8 protein-coding genes are annotated in these 15,610 nt (G+C 67.9%); 5 read left to right on the top strand and 3 right to left on the bottom strand.

Annotated elements, in window-relative coordinates:
* Window positions 1-95: 95 nt before the first annotated feature.
* Complete coding sequence (locus KHC23_RS08800) at window positions 96-1,106, bottom strand: AAA family ATPase (protein WP_213371569.1); 1,011 nt, start codon at window positions 1,104-1,106, stop codon at window positions 96-98.
* 248 nt (window positions 1,107-1,354) lie between these two features.
* On the opposite strand from KHC23_RS08800, the gene KHC23_RS08805 reads away from it, so the two are divergent.
* From KHC23_RS08805 to KHC23_RS08820, 4 genes are read left to right on the top strand one after another with little or no spacing between them, the layout of a single operon-like run.
* Window positions 1,355-1,957 carry a DUF1285 domain-containing protein gene (locus tag KHC23_RS08805; protein WP_213371571.1) on the top strand — a complete coding sequence of 201 codons (603 nt, stop codon included), beginning with the start codon at window positions 1,355-1,357 and terminating at the stop codon, window positions 1,955-1,957.
* Window positions 1,954-2,634, top strand: coding sequence for a CoA pyrophosphatase (locus KHC23_RS08810; protein WP_213371573.1), 681 nt, complete (start codon window positions 1,954-1,956; stop codon window positions 2,632-2,634). Before KHC23_RS08805 ends, KHC23_RS08810 begins: the two co-directional genes overlap by 4 nt.
* Window positions 2,634-2,894 (top strand): DUF6111 family protein, encoded by a 261-nt coding sequence (locus KHC23_RS08815; protein ID WP_213371575.1) that lies wholly within the window; start codon window positions 2,634-2,636, stop codon window positions 2,892-2,894. The genes KHC23_RS08810 and KHC23_RS08815 overlap by 1 nt, the downstream gene beginning before the upstream one ends.
* Window positions 2,891-4,102 carry a CCA tRNA nucleotidyltransferase gene (locus tag KHC23_RS08820; RefSeq protein ID WP_213371577.1) on the top strand — a complete coding sequence of 404 codons (1,212 nt, stop codon included), beginning with the start codon at window positions 2,891-2,893 and terminating at the stop codon, window positions 4,100-4,102. Before KHC23_RS08815 ends, KHC23_RS08820 begins: the two co-directional genes overlap by 4 nt.
* A gap of 152 nt (window positions 4,103-4,254) precedes the next feature.
* On the opposite strand, the gene KHC23_RS08825 is transcribed toward KHC23_RS08820, so the two are convergent.
* Both KHC23_RS08825 and KHC23_RS08830 read right to left on the bottom strand, forming a co-directional pair.
* Window positions 4,255-5,775, bottom strand: coding sequence for a serine hydrolase (locus KHC23_RS08825; RefSeq protein WP_246544482.1), 1,521 nt, complete (start codon window positions 5,773-5,775; stop codon window positions 4,255-4,257).
* A gap of 92 nt (window positions 5,776-5,867) precedes the next feature.
* Window positions 5,868-9,485 carry a serine hydrolase gene (locus KHC23_RS08830; protein ID WP_213371581.1) on the bottom strand — a complete coding sequence of 1,206 codons (3,618 nt, stop codon included), beginning with the start codon at window positions 9,483-9,485 and terminating at the stop codon, window positions 5,868-5,870.
* A 414-nt stretch (window positions 9,486-9,899) separates the two neighbouring features.
* Between KHC23_RS08830 and KHC23_RS08835 the strand changes: the two genes are divergently transcribed.
* Complete coding sequence (locus KHC23_RS08835) at window positions 9,900-15,599, top strand: autotransporter domain-containing protein (protein WP_213371583.1); 5,700 nt, start codon at window positions 9,900-9,902, stop codon at window positions 15,597-15,599.
* Window positions 15,600-15,610: the final 11 nt, after the last annotated feature.

The following is a 15,610-nucleotide window of genomic DNA, read 5'->3' on the forward strand; positions in this document are numbered from 1 at the left end:
TCGTCACTCTGGTTCGCGGCTGTCGCCGTCACCTGGTTTCGCGGCTGTCGCCGCGGGCAATGCAATCCGTCAGCCAGCCGGCTGAAATGAAGGCGTCAGCCGATCCGCTTCGCCAGCTTGGCGATCACGCCCGGCACCGTCTCGCCATCGGCGCGGGCGGCGAAGGTGAGCGCCATGCGGTGCTTGAGAACCGGCTCGGCCAGCGCCACCACATCGTCGATCGAGGGGGCGTAGCGCCCGTCCAGCAGCGCCCGGGCGCGCACCGCCAGCATCAGCGACTGCGAGGCGCGCGGGCCGGGGCCCCAGGAAATGAACTTCGAGAGGTCGCCAGCGTCCGAGCCGGGACGGGCCGAGCGGACCAGAGTGAGGATGGCCTCGACCACCGATTCGCCCACGGGCAGGCGGCGCACCAGCCGCTGCGCGGCGGCGAGTTCGTCGGCCGTCATCACCGCGCGCGGCTTGGTCTCCTCGGCGCTGGTGGTGTCGAACAGGATCTTGCGCTCCGAATCGCGGTCGGGATAGTCGACGTCGATCTCCATCAGGAAGCGGTCGAGCTGGGCCTCGGGCAGCGGATAGGTGCCCTCCTGCTCCAGCGGGTTCTGCGTCGCCAGCACGTGGAACGGCTTGGGCAGGTCGTGGCGCACGCCGGCCACCGTCACATGGCCTTCCTGCATCGACTGCAGCAGCGCCGACTGGGTGCGCGGCGAGGCACGGTTGATCTCGTCCGCCATCAGCAGTTGGGCGAAGACCGGGCCGGGGATGAAGCGGAACGAGCGCCGCCCGCCGGCGCTTTCCTCCAGCACCTCGGCGCCGAGAATGTCGGAGGGCATGAGGTCGGGGGTGAACTGCACGCGCCGGGCGTCGAGGCCGAGCACGGTGCCGAGCGTCTCCACCAGCTTGGTCTTGGCAAGGCCCGGCACGCCGACCAGCAGGCCGTGGCCGCCGGAGAGCAGGGTGATGAGCGTGCGCTCGACCACCATTTCCTGGCCGAAGATCACCGCGCCGATGCCGGCGCGGGCGGCGCGCACATTGGCGGCGGTGGATTCCGCCGAGCGGATGATCATGTCGTCGAGGGATTCGAAATTCTCGCCGGTGGCGGACGTCATGCCGTTCTCCTGCAATCCCAAATCCCGTCGCGGGCGCGCCCGCTGCGAGACCATCCATGCCCAGCCTTGCCGGCTATTGTGCACCGCAACACGAATATTGCAATGCACCTATGCGGCGCCGCCTCTCGCGGACCCGCCTGCCGGCAAGGGCTTTCGAAGGGTCAAGCTTACGCTATCTTGCAACCGCGTCGACTATCGGGCGGGGGATCACGACTGCGCGATTGCACTGGTGTGACAGGGATTTACCCATGAACTCAGGAGCTTCCGGCCGATTTGACGAATTGGTGCGCTCGGTGGGAATCGGACAGGGGCGGGCCCTGCCGGCTGTGGAGAGCTGGAATCCGCCCGATTGTGGCGAAATCGACATCGTGATCGACCGCGAGGGCGTCTGGCATCACGAGGGCCGGCCGATCCGGCGGCCGGCGCTGGTGCGGCTGTTCGCCTCGGTGCTGAGGCGGGAGGGCGCGCGCCATGTGCTGGTGACCCCGGCGGAGAAGCTCGGCATCACGGTGGAGGACGCGCCGTTCCTCGCCGTCGAGATGGCGGTGGAACCCGGCGAGGGGGAGCCGTGCCTGGTCTTCCGCACCAATCTCGACGATCTCGTCCGCTGCGACCGCGACCATCCGCTGCGCGTCGAAACACGGGCGGATGGCGAGCCGAGACCCTATCTGTATGTTCGTCGCGGCCTGTGGGCGCGGCTGACCCGCGCCGCGTTCCTCGACCTCGCCGAGCGGGCCGAGGCGCGGGTGGTGGACGGGCGGGCGGTGTTCGGTGTCGCTTCGGGCGGGGCGTTCTTCGCCCTCGCGCCCGCCGGGACCGTGCAAGCCGTGACCGTGGAAGAGGAGAGATGAACGGAGTGTCTGTGAACGTTTCGCCCATTCCCGGCATGGAAGCCGCCGCCGGCGCGCCGCTCGATCTCGACGATTTTCTCATGAGGGCCCGCACCCGCCTGCTCGCCAGCCCGGACCTCGATGGAGACCCGGTGCGCGGCGACCACGAGCTGACGCCGGAAATCCGTGCCCTGGTCGCGGCGCTGCCGGCGCGCGGCGCGGCGGTGCTGGTGCCGATCGTCGCCCGCGCGCGGCCCACCGTGCTGCTGACGCTGCGCTCGGCGCACCTGTCCAGCCATGCGGCGCAGATCGCCTTTCCCGGCGGCAAGATCGACCCCGAGGACGACGGCCCGCTCGGCGCGGCGCTGCGCGAGGCGCAGGAAGAGGTGGGGCTGGCCCCGGCGCTGGTGGCGCCGCTGGGCTATCTCGACGCCTATCTCTCGCGCACCGGCTACCGTATCGTGCCGGTGGTCGGGCTGGTGCAGCCGGAATTCGGGCTGACGCTCAACCCGGGCGAGGTGGACGAGGCGTTCGAGGTGCCGCTCGACTTCCTGATGAGCCCGGGCAACCACCAGCGTGAAAGCCGCGAATGGCTCGGCATGATGCGCACCTTCCACGCCATGACCTACGAGAAGCGGCGCATCTGGGGCATCACCGCCGGCATATTGCGCAGCCTCTATGAGAGGATCTACGCCTGATGGCCCGCCTGCTCGCCGAGATCGCCCTGTTCCTGGTGCCGTTCGCCGCCTTCGCGGTCTATCTGCGCTATGGGCGCAAGGTGGATTCCGTGTTCGCCGGCTGGTCGCTGCGGGCGATGATCGGCTGCTCGGTGGTCGCGGTGCTGCTGGTGGCGCTGAGCCTGTATTTCCTGGAGGCTTCCAGCCGCGGCCCGACCACCGGCCGCTATGTGCCGCCGACCTGGGAAGACGGCGTGCTGGTGCCGGGCCATATCGAATGAACCCGCTGGTGGAAGGGCGCCCAAGCCTCGCCCGCGTGCTCGCCGCGCTCGACGGCGAGGGCGAGGAAGCGCGCATCGTCGGCGGGGCGGTGCGCGACTGGCTGATCGGGCGCGGCCTGCGCTCGGACATCGACATCGCCACCACCGCCCGGCCCGACGAGGTGACGCGCCGGGCCAGGGCGGCGGGGCTGAAGCCGGTGCCGACCGGCATCGAGCACGGCACGGTGACGGTGATCGCCGAGGGCGAGCCCTATGAGGTGACGACGCTGCGCGAGGATGTGGAGACCGACGGGCGCCGCGCCCGCGTCGTGTTCGGCCGCGACTGGGCCCATGATGCCGGGCGGCGCGACTTCACCATGAACGCGCTCTACCTCACCCGATCAGGCGAACTGGTCGACCTCGTCGGCGGCGCGGCGGACGCCCGGGCGGGCCGGGTCCGCTTCATCGGCGATCCCGATACCCGCATCCGCGAGGATTACCTGCGCATATTGCGGCTGTTCCGCTTCCATGCCGCCTTCGGCCGGGGACCGCTCGACCTGCCCGCGCTGGAAGCGGCGATCCGCAACCGCGAGGGTCTGGCGCGGCTCTCGCGCGAGCGGGTGCGGGCGGAGCTGATGAAGCTCATCGTCGCCCCGCGCGCCGCCGGGACGCTGGCGCAGATGCAGGCGGCCGGCCTGCTGGCGCCGGTGCTCGGGCGGGAGGGGGCGGTCACCGTCCTGGCGCGCCTCGCCGAGGTGGAGGCCGTGCTGGGGCTGGCGCCCGACGCGGTGCGCCGGCTCGGCGCGCTCGCGGTGCGGGACGAGGCGGATGCGCGGGCGCTGCGCGAAGACCTGCGGCTGTCAAATGCCGAAGCGGCGCGGCTGGAGGCGCTCGCCGGCCCGGCGCCGACGCCGGGCATGTGCGAGAAGGGGCAGAAGGCGTTCCTCTACCGCATGGGCCGCGAAGCGTTCCAGGACCGCGCGCTGATCGCCTTCGCCCGTGCCGGCGCGCCGCTGGAGGATGAAGGCTGGCGCGCGCTGGCGGCGCTGGCGGCCGACTGGCCGATCCCGACCTTTCCGCTCAAGGCCGGGGATTTCCTCGCCCGCGGCATGGCGCCCGGGCCCGCGCTGGGCGCCGCGCTCACGCGCGCCGAGGAAGCGTGGATCGAGGCCGGCTTCCCGATGGGGGAGGCGGCGCTGGAGGGGATCGTCGAGGGGGCGGTGGGCTGAACGCCCTCCCTCATGCCCGGGCTCGACCCGGGCCTCCACCTCCCGCGAGACGTTGTTCGTCATCGGTGTCCGCCATGGTGTTCATGGGCACAGGCTGAAGAATGGCCGACACGACGAGAGTGCTGCCGGTTGACGCGACCTGGAGCCGGGCCTCACTTCCGAGCGAACGTGCCCAGTCCGTTCTCATCGAGATATTCGATGGTAATGGCACCAATACCTGTGCCTTGCTTGCTGAAGGTGGCGAGGGAGATCGAGCCGTCGGTCGCATTCTCGCTGGACGGCTCAAACGTGAAGGCGTCGCCATCCCAATGCGCCAGCGCATATTGCTTCGCTGCCGGACCGAGCCTTACCGCCAGCCCCTCTCCGCTCCGAACGATGTCGAGGTTGCCGTAATAATCGCTGTGGTAGGTGCCGACATAATCCGAAAGCCTGGCGGCCGGTGCCGGGTTGCTCGGCCGTTCCTTCCCAACGAGGCTACCCAGTGGCCGGTTCACCGCGATCAGTCTGGGGCCGTAAGCCGCCAGCCAATCCCGCTCGATGGTGCCGAACTGCACCAGATCGGTGAATTCCGCGGCCAGCGCCTCCGGTACCCCGAGGGGCCACGCATTGGTGAGTACCATGATGCCCACGCCTGCCGACGGCAGCATCGTGAACGCCGTCGCGGCGCCACTTGAGAAGGCGCCGGAATGGGAGAGCTGGACCCGACCTGCGGGGTTAATGCTCACATTGAAGCCATAGCCATAAAAGCCGGGCCGGGCGGCGACGGCCGGCGAAGGGCTGGAGATCATCTCCGCCGAGACAGCCGGCAGCAACGCGTCGGGGTCGATGACCGGCTTGCCGTCATAGGTGCCATCCTGCAGCACCATGGCCATCCAGCGGGCCATGTCGTTTACCGACGAGCTGACGCCGCCGGCCGGCGATTGCGCGTCGGGCTCGCGCTGATATTTGTGAACGAAGCTGCCGTTCACCCGGACATGGTTCACGGCCTTGTTGGCGCGCTTGTCGAAATCGGCGAAGCGCGAACTGGTCGAGGTCATGCCCAGCGGCGTGTAGAGCACATCTTCGGAAAGCGTTGCCCAGTCCTTGCCGGCCGCCACCGCCACCGCTTCCGCACCCGCGGTAAAGCCGAAATTGGTGTAGGCATAGGAGATTCGGAACGGCTCCAGCGGCAGAAGACGCAGGCGCTCCAGCACCGCGCGCCGGTCAAAGCCGATATCCTCCAGAATGTCGCCGCCATGGTCCGGCAGGCCGGAACGATGGGACATCAGATCGGCGATGGTGGCATGCTCGCTGACCCATTGGTCCTTCAAGCGGAACCAGGGCAGATGTTGGATGACCGGGGTTTCCCAGCTCACCGTGCGGGCGCCGACCTCGTGGGCGACGACAGTGCCGGCGACCGCCTTCGACAGCGAGGCCAACTGGAACACGGTATCGGCGTCCACTTTGCCCGGCGCCCCCACCTGGCGGATGCCGAAGCCCTTCGCGTAGACGGTCTTGCCGTCCTTCACCACAGCAACCGCCATGCCCGGAATGCCGGTCTTCTTCATCAGGGCGTCGGCGAGGCCGTCGAGTTGCGTGACGGCCGCGTCGATCCGACCGTCGGGAATGGCAACGGCGGAGATGTACGGAGGCGGCGGAAGATCCTCGGCGCTCGCGGGCACGGCGGCGAACATCAGTGCAGACCCGACCGCAACTACACTACGTGTCTTCATCCAGGCATTCCTCCGCCGTGTCTAAAAATGAACCGCCGCGAAGGCGGCCCCTCTCACCAGCTCACGCTGACGCCGATGCGCCCTCCGATAGCGTGTCCCTGCTCGCTATCTACCCGCAGATCATAGTCCCCTGATGCGAACAGGCGCACGGTTTCGGACATCGTCATCGAGGTGTCGAGGCCGAGCTGGACCCATGTGCCGCCAAGGCCGGAATTGAAGGACGTCGCGTTGGTGCCGGACAGGTCGGCAAATGCGACCTCCGTGCCGTCGCCGAAGGCGTGCCACAGGCTGGCCCGCGCAGAGCCTGTCAGCCTGGTGCCGTTCTCCAGCCGCCACGCATGGCTGACACGCGCGCCGATGCGGCCGAGAACATCGTTGGCCGCGTCGTAGTCGATGAAGCCGAAGCTATCCGCGCCGTCATCGAAGGACAGGCGCTGATAAATGAGCTGCGCCTGCGGCTCTATCGCCCAGCCGTCGCCGAGGTCGAACCGGTAGCCCGTCTCCAGCGCGGCGATCAGGCCGAAGCCGTCCGTGCTCAGTTGCTCGCCAAGAACCGAACGCGCGCGGGCCTCGGTGAAGTAGGTGCCCTGAAGCACCGTATCGATATAGAGGCCGCTGGCCTGCGAATGCGTCCAGTAGGCGCCGAGCGAGTAGGCGTTCATCGACACCTTGCCGGCCGGACCGCCATAGACCGCATCGACGCTGCCGCGCGCCTCACCGGCACCGACATAGAGGCCGATGACATTCTGCACCGTTTCGCCTGGGTTGGAGATCAGAAGATCGTAGCCTGCCTGAAAGCCGGCAAGGTCGATGCTATAGCTCGGGCCGTTGCTCAGGAAGCGATTCAGCTGGGCCGCCGCATTGCCGCCGCTGGAGCCCTGGCTGCCCGTCTTGCCGAACAGGCGGGCCCAGCCGGCACGTGCGTGACCGTCAGGCTGGGTTGCCCGTGCGGCCGCGCGTTCGGCATGGCTGCCAAGCATCGCCATGCTGTAGTGCGAGGCGATGGCGGGCAGAGCGGTATCGACGGCGACTTCCGGCCGCAGGTTCGGCAATGCGCCGGGCCCGGTGGCACCGGCCTGCGTCGATCGCAGGAACCAGTCATCGGTCCCCGACGCGCCGCCGCGATAGAGACCGAACTCGTAGGCGCCGCCAGCGACGCGACGACCGAGGGAGAAGGCGCCCGGATCGGTCTGGCCGCCATTGATCGCCTGGATCAGGCCGATGCCATCGCCCGAGGTCAGGGCCGCAGTACCGAGCGGTTGGACGATGATGCTGGTTTGACCTGTGGCCGTTCCGCCGTCAATGACAAGCCGATCGGCAGTCCCTGCGCCCACGAAGGCGGCGTTCATCATGAGCGTGCCGTGGATGCCCTGATAGTCTCCGACGGTAAGATTCTGGAAGAATGTCGGCGACGAGCCGACCGGCGGCGCGAACGCGATTTTGCTGTCGCTGTTCACCAGTTGATCTACCTGAGAGTTAACGGCGCTTCCAGCGGCGGGAACCAGCCAGGTGCTGCCATTCTGGAGCGCGAGGCTGATGCTGGCATCGTTGGAGCGGGTGACGGCGCCGATCACCTGCGCGTTCGATGCGGTGAACCGCAGGTCGGTGCCGGCCGCGACCACCGCCGTGCCGCTGACGGCGGCGAGCGTGCCCTCGCTCATGGAAAGGTTGGCGGTGCGGCTGGCCGAAGCGCCCTCGATCGAGACGGCGGCGACCGCTGCTGCGGCCCCTCCATAGGCGATCACACTTGTCCCACTCAGATCGACCCGCGCGCCTTCGCCAACCACGATCGCATGCGCCCCGGCGCCATAGGTTGTCACCGAGCTATCGTTGAGGGCGACCGTCGCGCTGTCTCCCTGCGCGAGGATGCCGAGGCTGCCCGCCGCCTGCGTCTCGACCGTGAGGCGCGTGCCGAACAGCTGCGCCGGCCCATTCCCGCCGGTGATATGCAGGCCGCTGCCGGCGCCGTTCAGACGGATGGAGCTGTCGACGAGGGCGACCGTGCCGTTCGGCTCGACCCACACGCCGTCTCCACCGGTGAGGTTGATGTCGACCTCAGCGCCGCCGATCGCGGCCGGCGTCTCACCGCCGGCATGCAGGCCGGCGAGCGCGCTGCCGGTGAGGGTCACACGGGTCAACACGGCTTCGGCGCTGTCGCGCGCATCGATGCCGGTGCCGCTGACCTCGTCGCCGTTCAACAGGATATTCACGTCGGAGAGGACGAGCGAGGCCGTGCCGGTCTCGGCGCGCAGGAACGCGCCGTCCCCGCCGGGGGACGCGGTGATGTCACCCCCCAACCCCAGCTCGACGCGCCCGCCGCCGCCCACGAAGATCGCCGGCACATAGTCCTGCAGCGGCGCGAGCGTGACCCGGCCATCCGCGACGGCCGATCCGCCATTGGCGGCATAGACGGCGGCGCGCGCGCCGAACGGTCCGCTGACGAGTCCGGTCCAGATCGTGCCCGCTCCCACCACCGCGTTCGTGCCATCCGCCGCCACCTGGATCTGGCCGGCCGGGGTCCAGCCGAGGATGGCCAGCAACTCCTTGAACAGATGCGCCGGTGCGTCGGGATCGTCAGGATTGCTGGAATTGATGAGGATGGTGATCGTACGGTCGTTCGCCCGGTCATACATGACCAGCGCCTCGAACCCGAGGCCGTTGCCGGTGTGGCCGATGAACCCGGAGATCTCGCCCATGCCGAAGCCGTAGCTGTCATATTCCGGGCTTTGCGGATCGGACTTTGTGGAGCCGAACGACTTCAACCGTTCGACGAAGTCGCGCTTGCTCAGCAGTTCGCCGCTGCCGACCGCCTTTCCCCAGCGCTCGGCGTCGGCGATGACACCCACCAGCGCCCCCGAGGCGCCCGCGCCGGTGGCGTTGAAGGCGGCGAGCGATTCCGGACCGGTGCCGTCGTTGACGTCGATGTAGCCGACCGCGTTCGGTGTCGGCATCGAGCCGGCGCCCTGGTTGATCACCGAACTCAGGCCGAGCGGGCCTGTCAGGCGGCGACTTACCTCGTCCGACCAGTCATTTCCGGTCGCGGCCGTGATGACCTCGCCGAGCAGGATCGTGTTGCTGTTGGAATACTCATAGGAGGCGCCGGGCGTGAACTGCAGCGGCTCGGCGAAGGCGAAGGCGAGCAGCTCACGCGCGGTCCACGCCTTGCTCGGATCGAGGCCGAACTGCGCGGCGAAAGCGGCTGACTCGGTATAGTTGAACAGGCCGGATCGCATCTGTGCGAGCTGGCGGATCGTCATCACGTCGCCGCCGGGCACGCCGTCCACATAGTCGCTGACCGGATCATCCAGTCCGATGCGCCCCTCTTCGGCCAGTTGCATGATGACCGTGGTCACGAACGACTTGGTGATGCTGCGATAGCCGAAATAGGTGTCTGCGGTGGGTGCAATGCCGTTGGCGACATCCGCGAGGCCGGAATTCGACGTCCAGCGAATATCGCCCTGCCGGATCGCGACCGAGGCTCCCGGGATTCGCTTCTCGATCAGGGCCTGATCGATGGCGGCCTGAAGCTGCGCTGCGGTGGTCGAATTGTCCCACGGCACGCCGCCGGCAGGGGCCTGGGCGAGCGCGATCGTGCCAGGGGCGGAGAACATCAGAAGAGCGGCAAGCCGGGAGAGGCGCCGAGACTTCCTCACAGCCGAAATGTCGTTCAATACCCGCCCCCGATCGCTCGGGCACGATGGCCCATCAACAGGCGGCTCAAACTATCGATCCGCGATATGGCGGCAATCGTCGCAGAGTCCCAAATCACGGCGCCGGGTCTCAGCCCATGGGCAAACAGGAACCCCGTCGCCGGTGCCGCGCCTCGCCGAGCGAGGGCCGCGACCCGCTTTCCTGAGCCACCGATCCGGCTACGCGTCTCAATATTCGTCCTGCTGTATCAGTCGGCCCGCAAAGCCGAAAATCCCGTTGCGCCAGCGTCAACGATGATGCTTTCCAGTTGAATTGAGGATGCATCGCAGCGTGCCGTGAGCGCTCGGCGTGGATCCGCTTGGGAATACCTTGGCTGCCGGCGTCCGGGCAGCTGAACCCATAATCCATGCTTCGAAATTCTATGGAAGGTGCCGATGCCCCCGCTCATCAACCGCCGCCGCCATCTCGATGTGAATGCGACCGCGCTTCTCGGCCAGACGTTTCTGTCCTGCAGCTTTGGCCGCACGCTGCCTGGGCTGCTGCTGGCTCTGGGGCTCGGCATGGTGGCGACGCCGGCGCTGGCGGCGAATTTCGATGTCGCAAACGAGGCCCAGCTCGCCGACGCGGTAGCAAAGGCGGCCAATGGCGACACGATCACCTTCACGGCCGATATCGAGCTGAGCGGCAAGGGCAAGGCCGGCACCATCACGACCAACGTCACCATCAACGGCAATGGTCACAAGCTGCTCGGCAAGGAGGGCACGAACGCCAACGGCCTTTATGTCCAGTCCGGCACGGTGACGATCCAGAATCTCGATCTGTCCGGCCTGACCACCAAGGGAACAACCGGCGGAAATGGCGGCGGCGGCGGCGGCGGCGGGGCGGGCACGGGCGCCGGCCTTTTTGTCGGCACGGCCGCGAACGTGACCCTCACCAATGTGACGTTGCAGAACAACAGTGCCGTCGGCGGCAACGGCGGCGTTGGTGTCATTGATGGTAGAGACACCACCTCCCAGGGCGGTGGCGGTGGCGGCAGCGGCCCCAATGCAGGCAACGGGCAGGCCTCCACAGGCGGCAGCGTTGGGCAGGGCGGCCCCATCGGGGGCGGCGACGGGAATGGCGGCAATGGCCAGTGGGGCGCTGGCGGCGGGGGCAGTGGAAGTCAGGCAAAAGGTGGCAATGGCGGGTTCGGCGGCGGCGGCGGCGGCTCCCTGGATGCGAACATTGGCACCGGCGGATTTCTCGGGGGTAACGGCGGCGCGGGCAGGCCTCCTACGAGCGGCTACACGTGGTTTAACGGTGGTGGTGGCGGCGGCGCGGGAATGGGCGGTGCCATCTTCGTTCAGAATGGCGGCACGCTCTCCATCACCGGCACGCTGACACTTTCGGACAATACTGTCGCGGGCGGAACGGGCGGCAGCAGCAGGGCGGGAGCCGGCGGGATTAGCGGTGCCGCTGGCGGGAACGGCGGCGCCGCCGGCGCCGGCCTCTTCCTCGCGGGAAATGGCAGTCTCAATCTCTCCTCCGCAGCGGGCGAAACGCAGACCATTTCCGACGCCATCACCGATCAGACCGGCGCCGGCGGCACCGGCGCGAATGCCGGCAGCTGGGGGCTGGTGAAGACCGGCGCGGGCACCCTCACCCTCACCGGCGCCAACAGCTACACGGGCGGCACCACGGTGAGCGGTGGCGTGCTGCGCGGCAATTCGACGAGCCTCAAGGGCGGCATCGTCAACAATGCCAGCGTGGTGTTCGATCAGCCCGCCGCCGGGACCTATGCCGGCGCCATGTCCGGCACCGGCGCGCTGACGGTCACCGGGGGCAAGCTGACGCTTACCGGCGCCAACACCTATACCGGCCGCACCTCGGTGACGGGCAGCGGAACGGTCGAAGTCACCGCCGCCAACACGATTGCGGCGGCGAGCACCGTCGCTCTCGACGATGGCGCGCTGCTGATCGGCAGCGGGGTCGGCATCAACAACGCCATCACTGTCACCAACCGGGGCCGCCTCGGTTCCAGTGGCGGCATCGCGACCGTGAGCGGCGTCATCAGCGGTTCCGGGGCGCTGGACGTCAATGCCGGCACCGTCGCTCTGGCGGCCAACAACACCTTTACTGGCGGCCTGAACGTCACCGGCGGCGCGACCGCGCTTTTCACCGCCGATGCCAACCTCGGAGCCGCCGCTGGGTCTGTCACCGTGACAGACGGCGGCATGATCGGCGCGGCGGCGAATGCGGCGGGCAATTTCACGACCAACCGCAACCTTACCGTCTCCGGCACCGGCGGCATTTCCGGCGCGCAGCACGCCGTGAACTGGAAGGGCGCCATCGGCGGCACCGGGACTCTCGTCGTCAGCGGTGCCAATGTCGTCGAACTCAGCGGGACCAACACCTATTCCGGCGGAACCTCGATCCAGGGCGGCGCACTGAAGGTCGACTCCGACGCACGGCTCGGGGATCTCGCGGGCACGCTGGCATTCTCCAACAACGGCCGCCTGCTGGCATCCCAGTCGTTCACGACCGGACGGGCCATCAATGTGGGGACCGGCGAGGGCGGATTCGAACTGGGGGCGGGAACGACCCTCGGGCTGAGCGGCGCGATCACCGGCGGCATCGTCAACCAGACGGGCCAGGGCACGCTCGTCGTCACCGGCTCGAACGCACACGCCGGCTTCGCGAATTATGGCGGCACCCTTCAGGGCGATTCCTCTTCGCTCGGGCGTGGCATCCGGTTCGACAGCGACGCCTCCAACACCGCGTCCCGCAAGGTGGTCTTCGCGCAAGCCACGGACGGCACGTTCACCGGCACTATCGGGAGCACCGGCTCGACCCCGGGGCTTGGCAATGTCGTCAAAACCGGCGCCGGCAAGCTCACCCTGACGGGCGAGAGCAACTTCACGTCCCAGGTGGCCGGCACGGCGGAATTCCAGGTGCAGGAAGGCACCTTGCAGGGCAACAGCAAGAGCCTCGCCGGCAATATCGAGAACAATGCGGCGCTGATCTTCGACCAGTCGTTCGACGGCACCTATGCCGGCGCGATCACCGGCACCGGCTCGGTCACCGTCAGTGGCGCGGGCAAGCTCACCCTGGACGCGGCCAGCACGATTGCCGGCGCCACCTCCGTCACGGGCGGCGGCATCCTCGTCACCACCACCGCCAGCAATTTCGGCGCGTCCTCGACCCTCGGCCTCAGCGGCGGCACGCTGATGCTCGGCACCGGGGCGACCGCGTTCAACAAGGCGGTCACAGTCACCGGCATTGGCGGCATCGCGTCGACGGGCGGCACCACGCCGAACAACGCCGTCGCGACGATGAGCGGCGTCATCAGCGGCTCCGGCCAGCTGGATATCAACAGCAACACCGTCGTTCTGGCGGCGAACAACACCTTCACCGGCGGCCTGCGCGTCATCGGCAGCAATGCACAGGCGCTCTTCACCACCGACGCCAATCTCGGCACCGCCGGACAGGCCATCACGTTGCAGAATGGCGGTATCGTCGGCACGACGGCCGATGCCGCGCCCAATCTCACGATGACCCGCAACCTCAACATCGTCGGCTCGGGCGGGCTCTCCTCCGCGCTCCATCCGCTGGTCTATGCCGGCACCATCAGCGGCAACGGCACCTTCATCAAGTCCGGCGGCGGTATCGTGAACCTCACCGGCACCAACAACGCCACGGGCGGCACGGCGGTGCGCGCCGGCACGCTGCAGGTTGCCTCCGACGACAAGCTGGGTGCGGCGGGGGCGGGGCTGGAGCTCTCCGATAACGGCCACCTCTGGGCGACCGAGAGCTTCACCACCTCGCGGGCCATCACCCTCGGCGGGGTCGCGGGCGGCGGCTTCCAGCTCGACAGCGGCACCACGCTTACCCTCACGGGCGCGATCAGCGGCACTACGCTCAGCCTGCTCGGCACCGGCACGCTGGTGCTCGACGGCACCAGCACCTATGCCGGCATCACCAACAGCGGCGGCACCATCATAGGCAATACCGACACGCTGAAGGGCAACATTGTCTTCGATTACAACGCGGACAATACCAATGCCCGCTCGATCGTCTTCCAGCAAGATAAAGTCTACAGTGTATTTTCGGGCAACATCACAGGCCTCGGCACCGAGACAGGGTACGGCACCGTTGTGAAGACCGGCAAGGGCACCCTCGTCCTGACCGGCGAGACCAAGTTCACGGGGCTGGCCGACGGCTACGCCTTCGATCTGCAGCAAGGTTATCTTGAGGGTTCAAGCAAGAACCTCGTTGGCAAGATCCATATCGCCGAAGGAGCGGAGCTGACCTTCAAGGAGATCGTCGACGGCACCTATGCAGGCGGTCTTGAAGGCGAAGGCGAGCTCGCCAAGAACGGCGAGGGGACGCTGACCCTCAATGGCATCAACAGCGCCCTTGGCGGCACCACGATCAATACCGGTACCCTTGTCTTGAACGGCACCCTGAACACGGCCGGCGAGGGCACCACTGTCTGGGGCACCCTTGCCCTGAACGGCACCCTGAACAGCGCCGGCAACGGCACCAATATCAATAATGACGGCCTCCTCTCCGTGAATGGCACGCTGAACGGCGACGTGTCGGTCAACAAGGGGGGCACGCTTGAGGGGAGCAGCCGGATCAACGGCAAGGTCACCAACAATGGTGGCAAGATCAATCCCGGCAACTCCATCGGCCATATCACCATCAACGGCGATTTCGAATTCGACGATGGCGAGATGGTGGTGGAGGTGAATGCCGAAGGCGACAGCGACCGCATCATCGTCGTCGGCGCCGGCCACACGGCAACCATCAAGGCCGGCACCCTCAGCGTCATTCAGGAGCCCGGCGTCTATACGCCCGGCACTGTCTATACCATCGTCACCGCCGAGGGCGGCGGCACGGCGCATTTCGACTCCATCACCGGCGGCACCGCCTTCCTTTCCCCCGAATTGTTTTCGGACCCGCAGAATCTCTACCTCACCCTCGATTTCGCGGCCGACGCTTTTCGGGCCGCCGCCGTCACCGCCAATGAGCAGGCGGTGGGCAGCGTCCTTGATCTGGTGAACGCCGGCGGCAGTGCTCCCGCGCTTGTCAACGCGCTGGCCAATGTGCCGGCCGGCTCCGGCGCCGCCGCGCTGCAGCAGCTCAGCGGCCAGCCCTATGCCGACTTCGCCACGGTGAACATGCGGGGCAGCCAGCTGTTCATGAACACGGTGGGCCGCCAGATGGCGTCCGATCGCGGCGCGGGCCTTAGTGGCGGTCTTGGCGGCGGGCAGAGCGTCGCCCTCGGTGCGCCCGGCCTCGACGGCCAGTCCCGCTTCAGCGCCTGGGTCAGCGGCATCGGCACCAAGGGCAGCGTCGACGGCAACGGCAATGCGAACGACCTCTCCTATTCGCTGGGCGGCACCGCCTTCGGCATCGGCTATCGGGTCGACCCAAGCTTCCAGATCGGCATCGCCGGCGCGTATGTGGGCGGCTCGCAGTCGGTCGACGGCTTCATGGGCGATGGCGACACGGAGGCGGGCAGCGTCGCCCTGCATGGCTCGTTCACGCAGGGCCCGGTCTATGTGGATGGCCTGCTCGGCTATGCCTATGCCAGCAATGAGCTGGAGCGCATCATCGCGGTGCCCGGCGTCTTCGGCATCGCCAATGGTTCCTCATCCTCCAACCAGTTCCTCGGCCAGATCGAGGCCGGCTACCGCATCGCCATCGACGCCAGCTCCAACAGCGCGATCACGCCGTTCGGCCGCCTGCAGGTGGTGAGCGTCAATCAGGGGGGCTTCACCGAGACCGGCTTCAGCGATTTCAATCTGACCGCGGGCGGACAGACTCTGACCTCGGTACGCACCACGCTGGGCGCCGACGTCAGTACCCGGCTGGACGTCGGCGGCGTGCCGCTGGAACTCAGCGCGCGGCTCGGCTGGGTGCACGAATTCGGCGACACCACCCGCCCGTTCACGGCGGCCTTCACCGCCGCGCCCTGGGCGTCTTTCACCGTGTTCGGTGCGCCTGAGGCGCGGGACAGCGCACTCATCGGCGTCGGTGCGGAGGCCCGAATCCTGGACAATGCAACGCTGTTCGCCAGCTATGACGCGGAACTGGGCGGCGGCAGCGACAACCATCAGCTTTGGGGCGGCGTCCGCTTCTCGTGGTGAGCCGAATGCGG

The organism is Ancylobacter dichloromethanicus, assembly GCF_018390645.1.
In the GTDB taxonomy this organism is placed as follows: Bacteria; Pseudomonadota; Alphaproteobacteria; order Rhizobiales; family Xanthobacteraceae; genus Ancylobacter; species Ancylobacter dichloromethanicus.

What these genes read in the sequence shown, in the direction of transcription:
- KHC23_RS08825 (WP_246544482.1), bottom strand. Translation starts at nt 5,775, where the DNA reads ATGTTCGCCGCCGTGCCCGCGAGCGCCGAGGATCTTCCGCCGCCTCCG.
- KHC23_RS08805 (WP_213371571.1), top strand. Translation starts at nt 1,355, where the DNA reads ATGAACTCAGGAGCTTCCGGCCGATTTGACGAATTGGTGCGCTCGGTG.
- KHC23_RS08800 (WP_213371569.1), bottom strand. Translation starts at nt 1,106, where the DNA reads ATGACGTCCGCCACCGGCGAGAATTTCGAATCCCTCGACGACATGATC.
- KHC23_RS08820 (WP_213371577.1), top strand. Translation starts at nt 2,891, where the DNA reads ATGAACCCGCTGGTGGAAGGGCGCCCAAGCCTCGCCCGCGTGCTCGCC.
- KHC23_RS08835 (WP_213371583.1), top strand. Translation starts at nt 9,900, where the DNA reads ATGCCCCCGCTCATCAACCGCCGCCGCCATCTCGATGTGAATGCGACC.
- KHC23_RS08810 (WP_213371573.1), top strand. Translation starts at nt 1,954, where the DNA reads ATGAACGGAGTGTCTGTGAACGTTTCGCCCATTCCCGGCATGGAAGCC.
- KHC23_RS08815 (WP_213371575.1), top strand. Translation starts at nt 2,634, where the DNA reads ATGGCCCGCCTGCTCGCCGAGATCGCCCTGTTCCTGGTGCCGTTCGCC.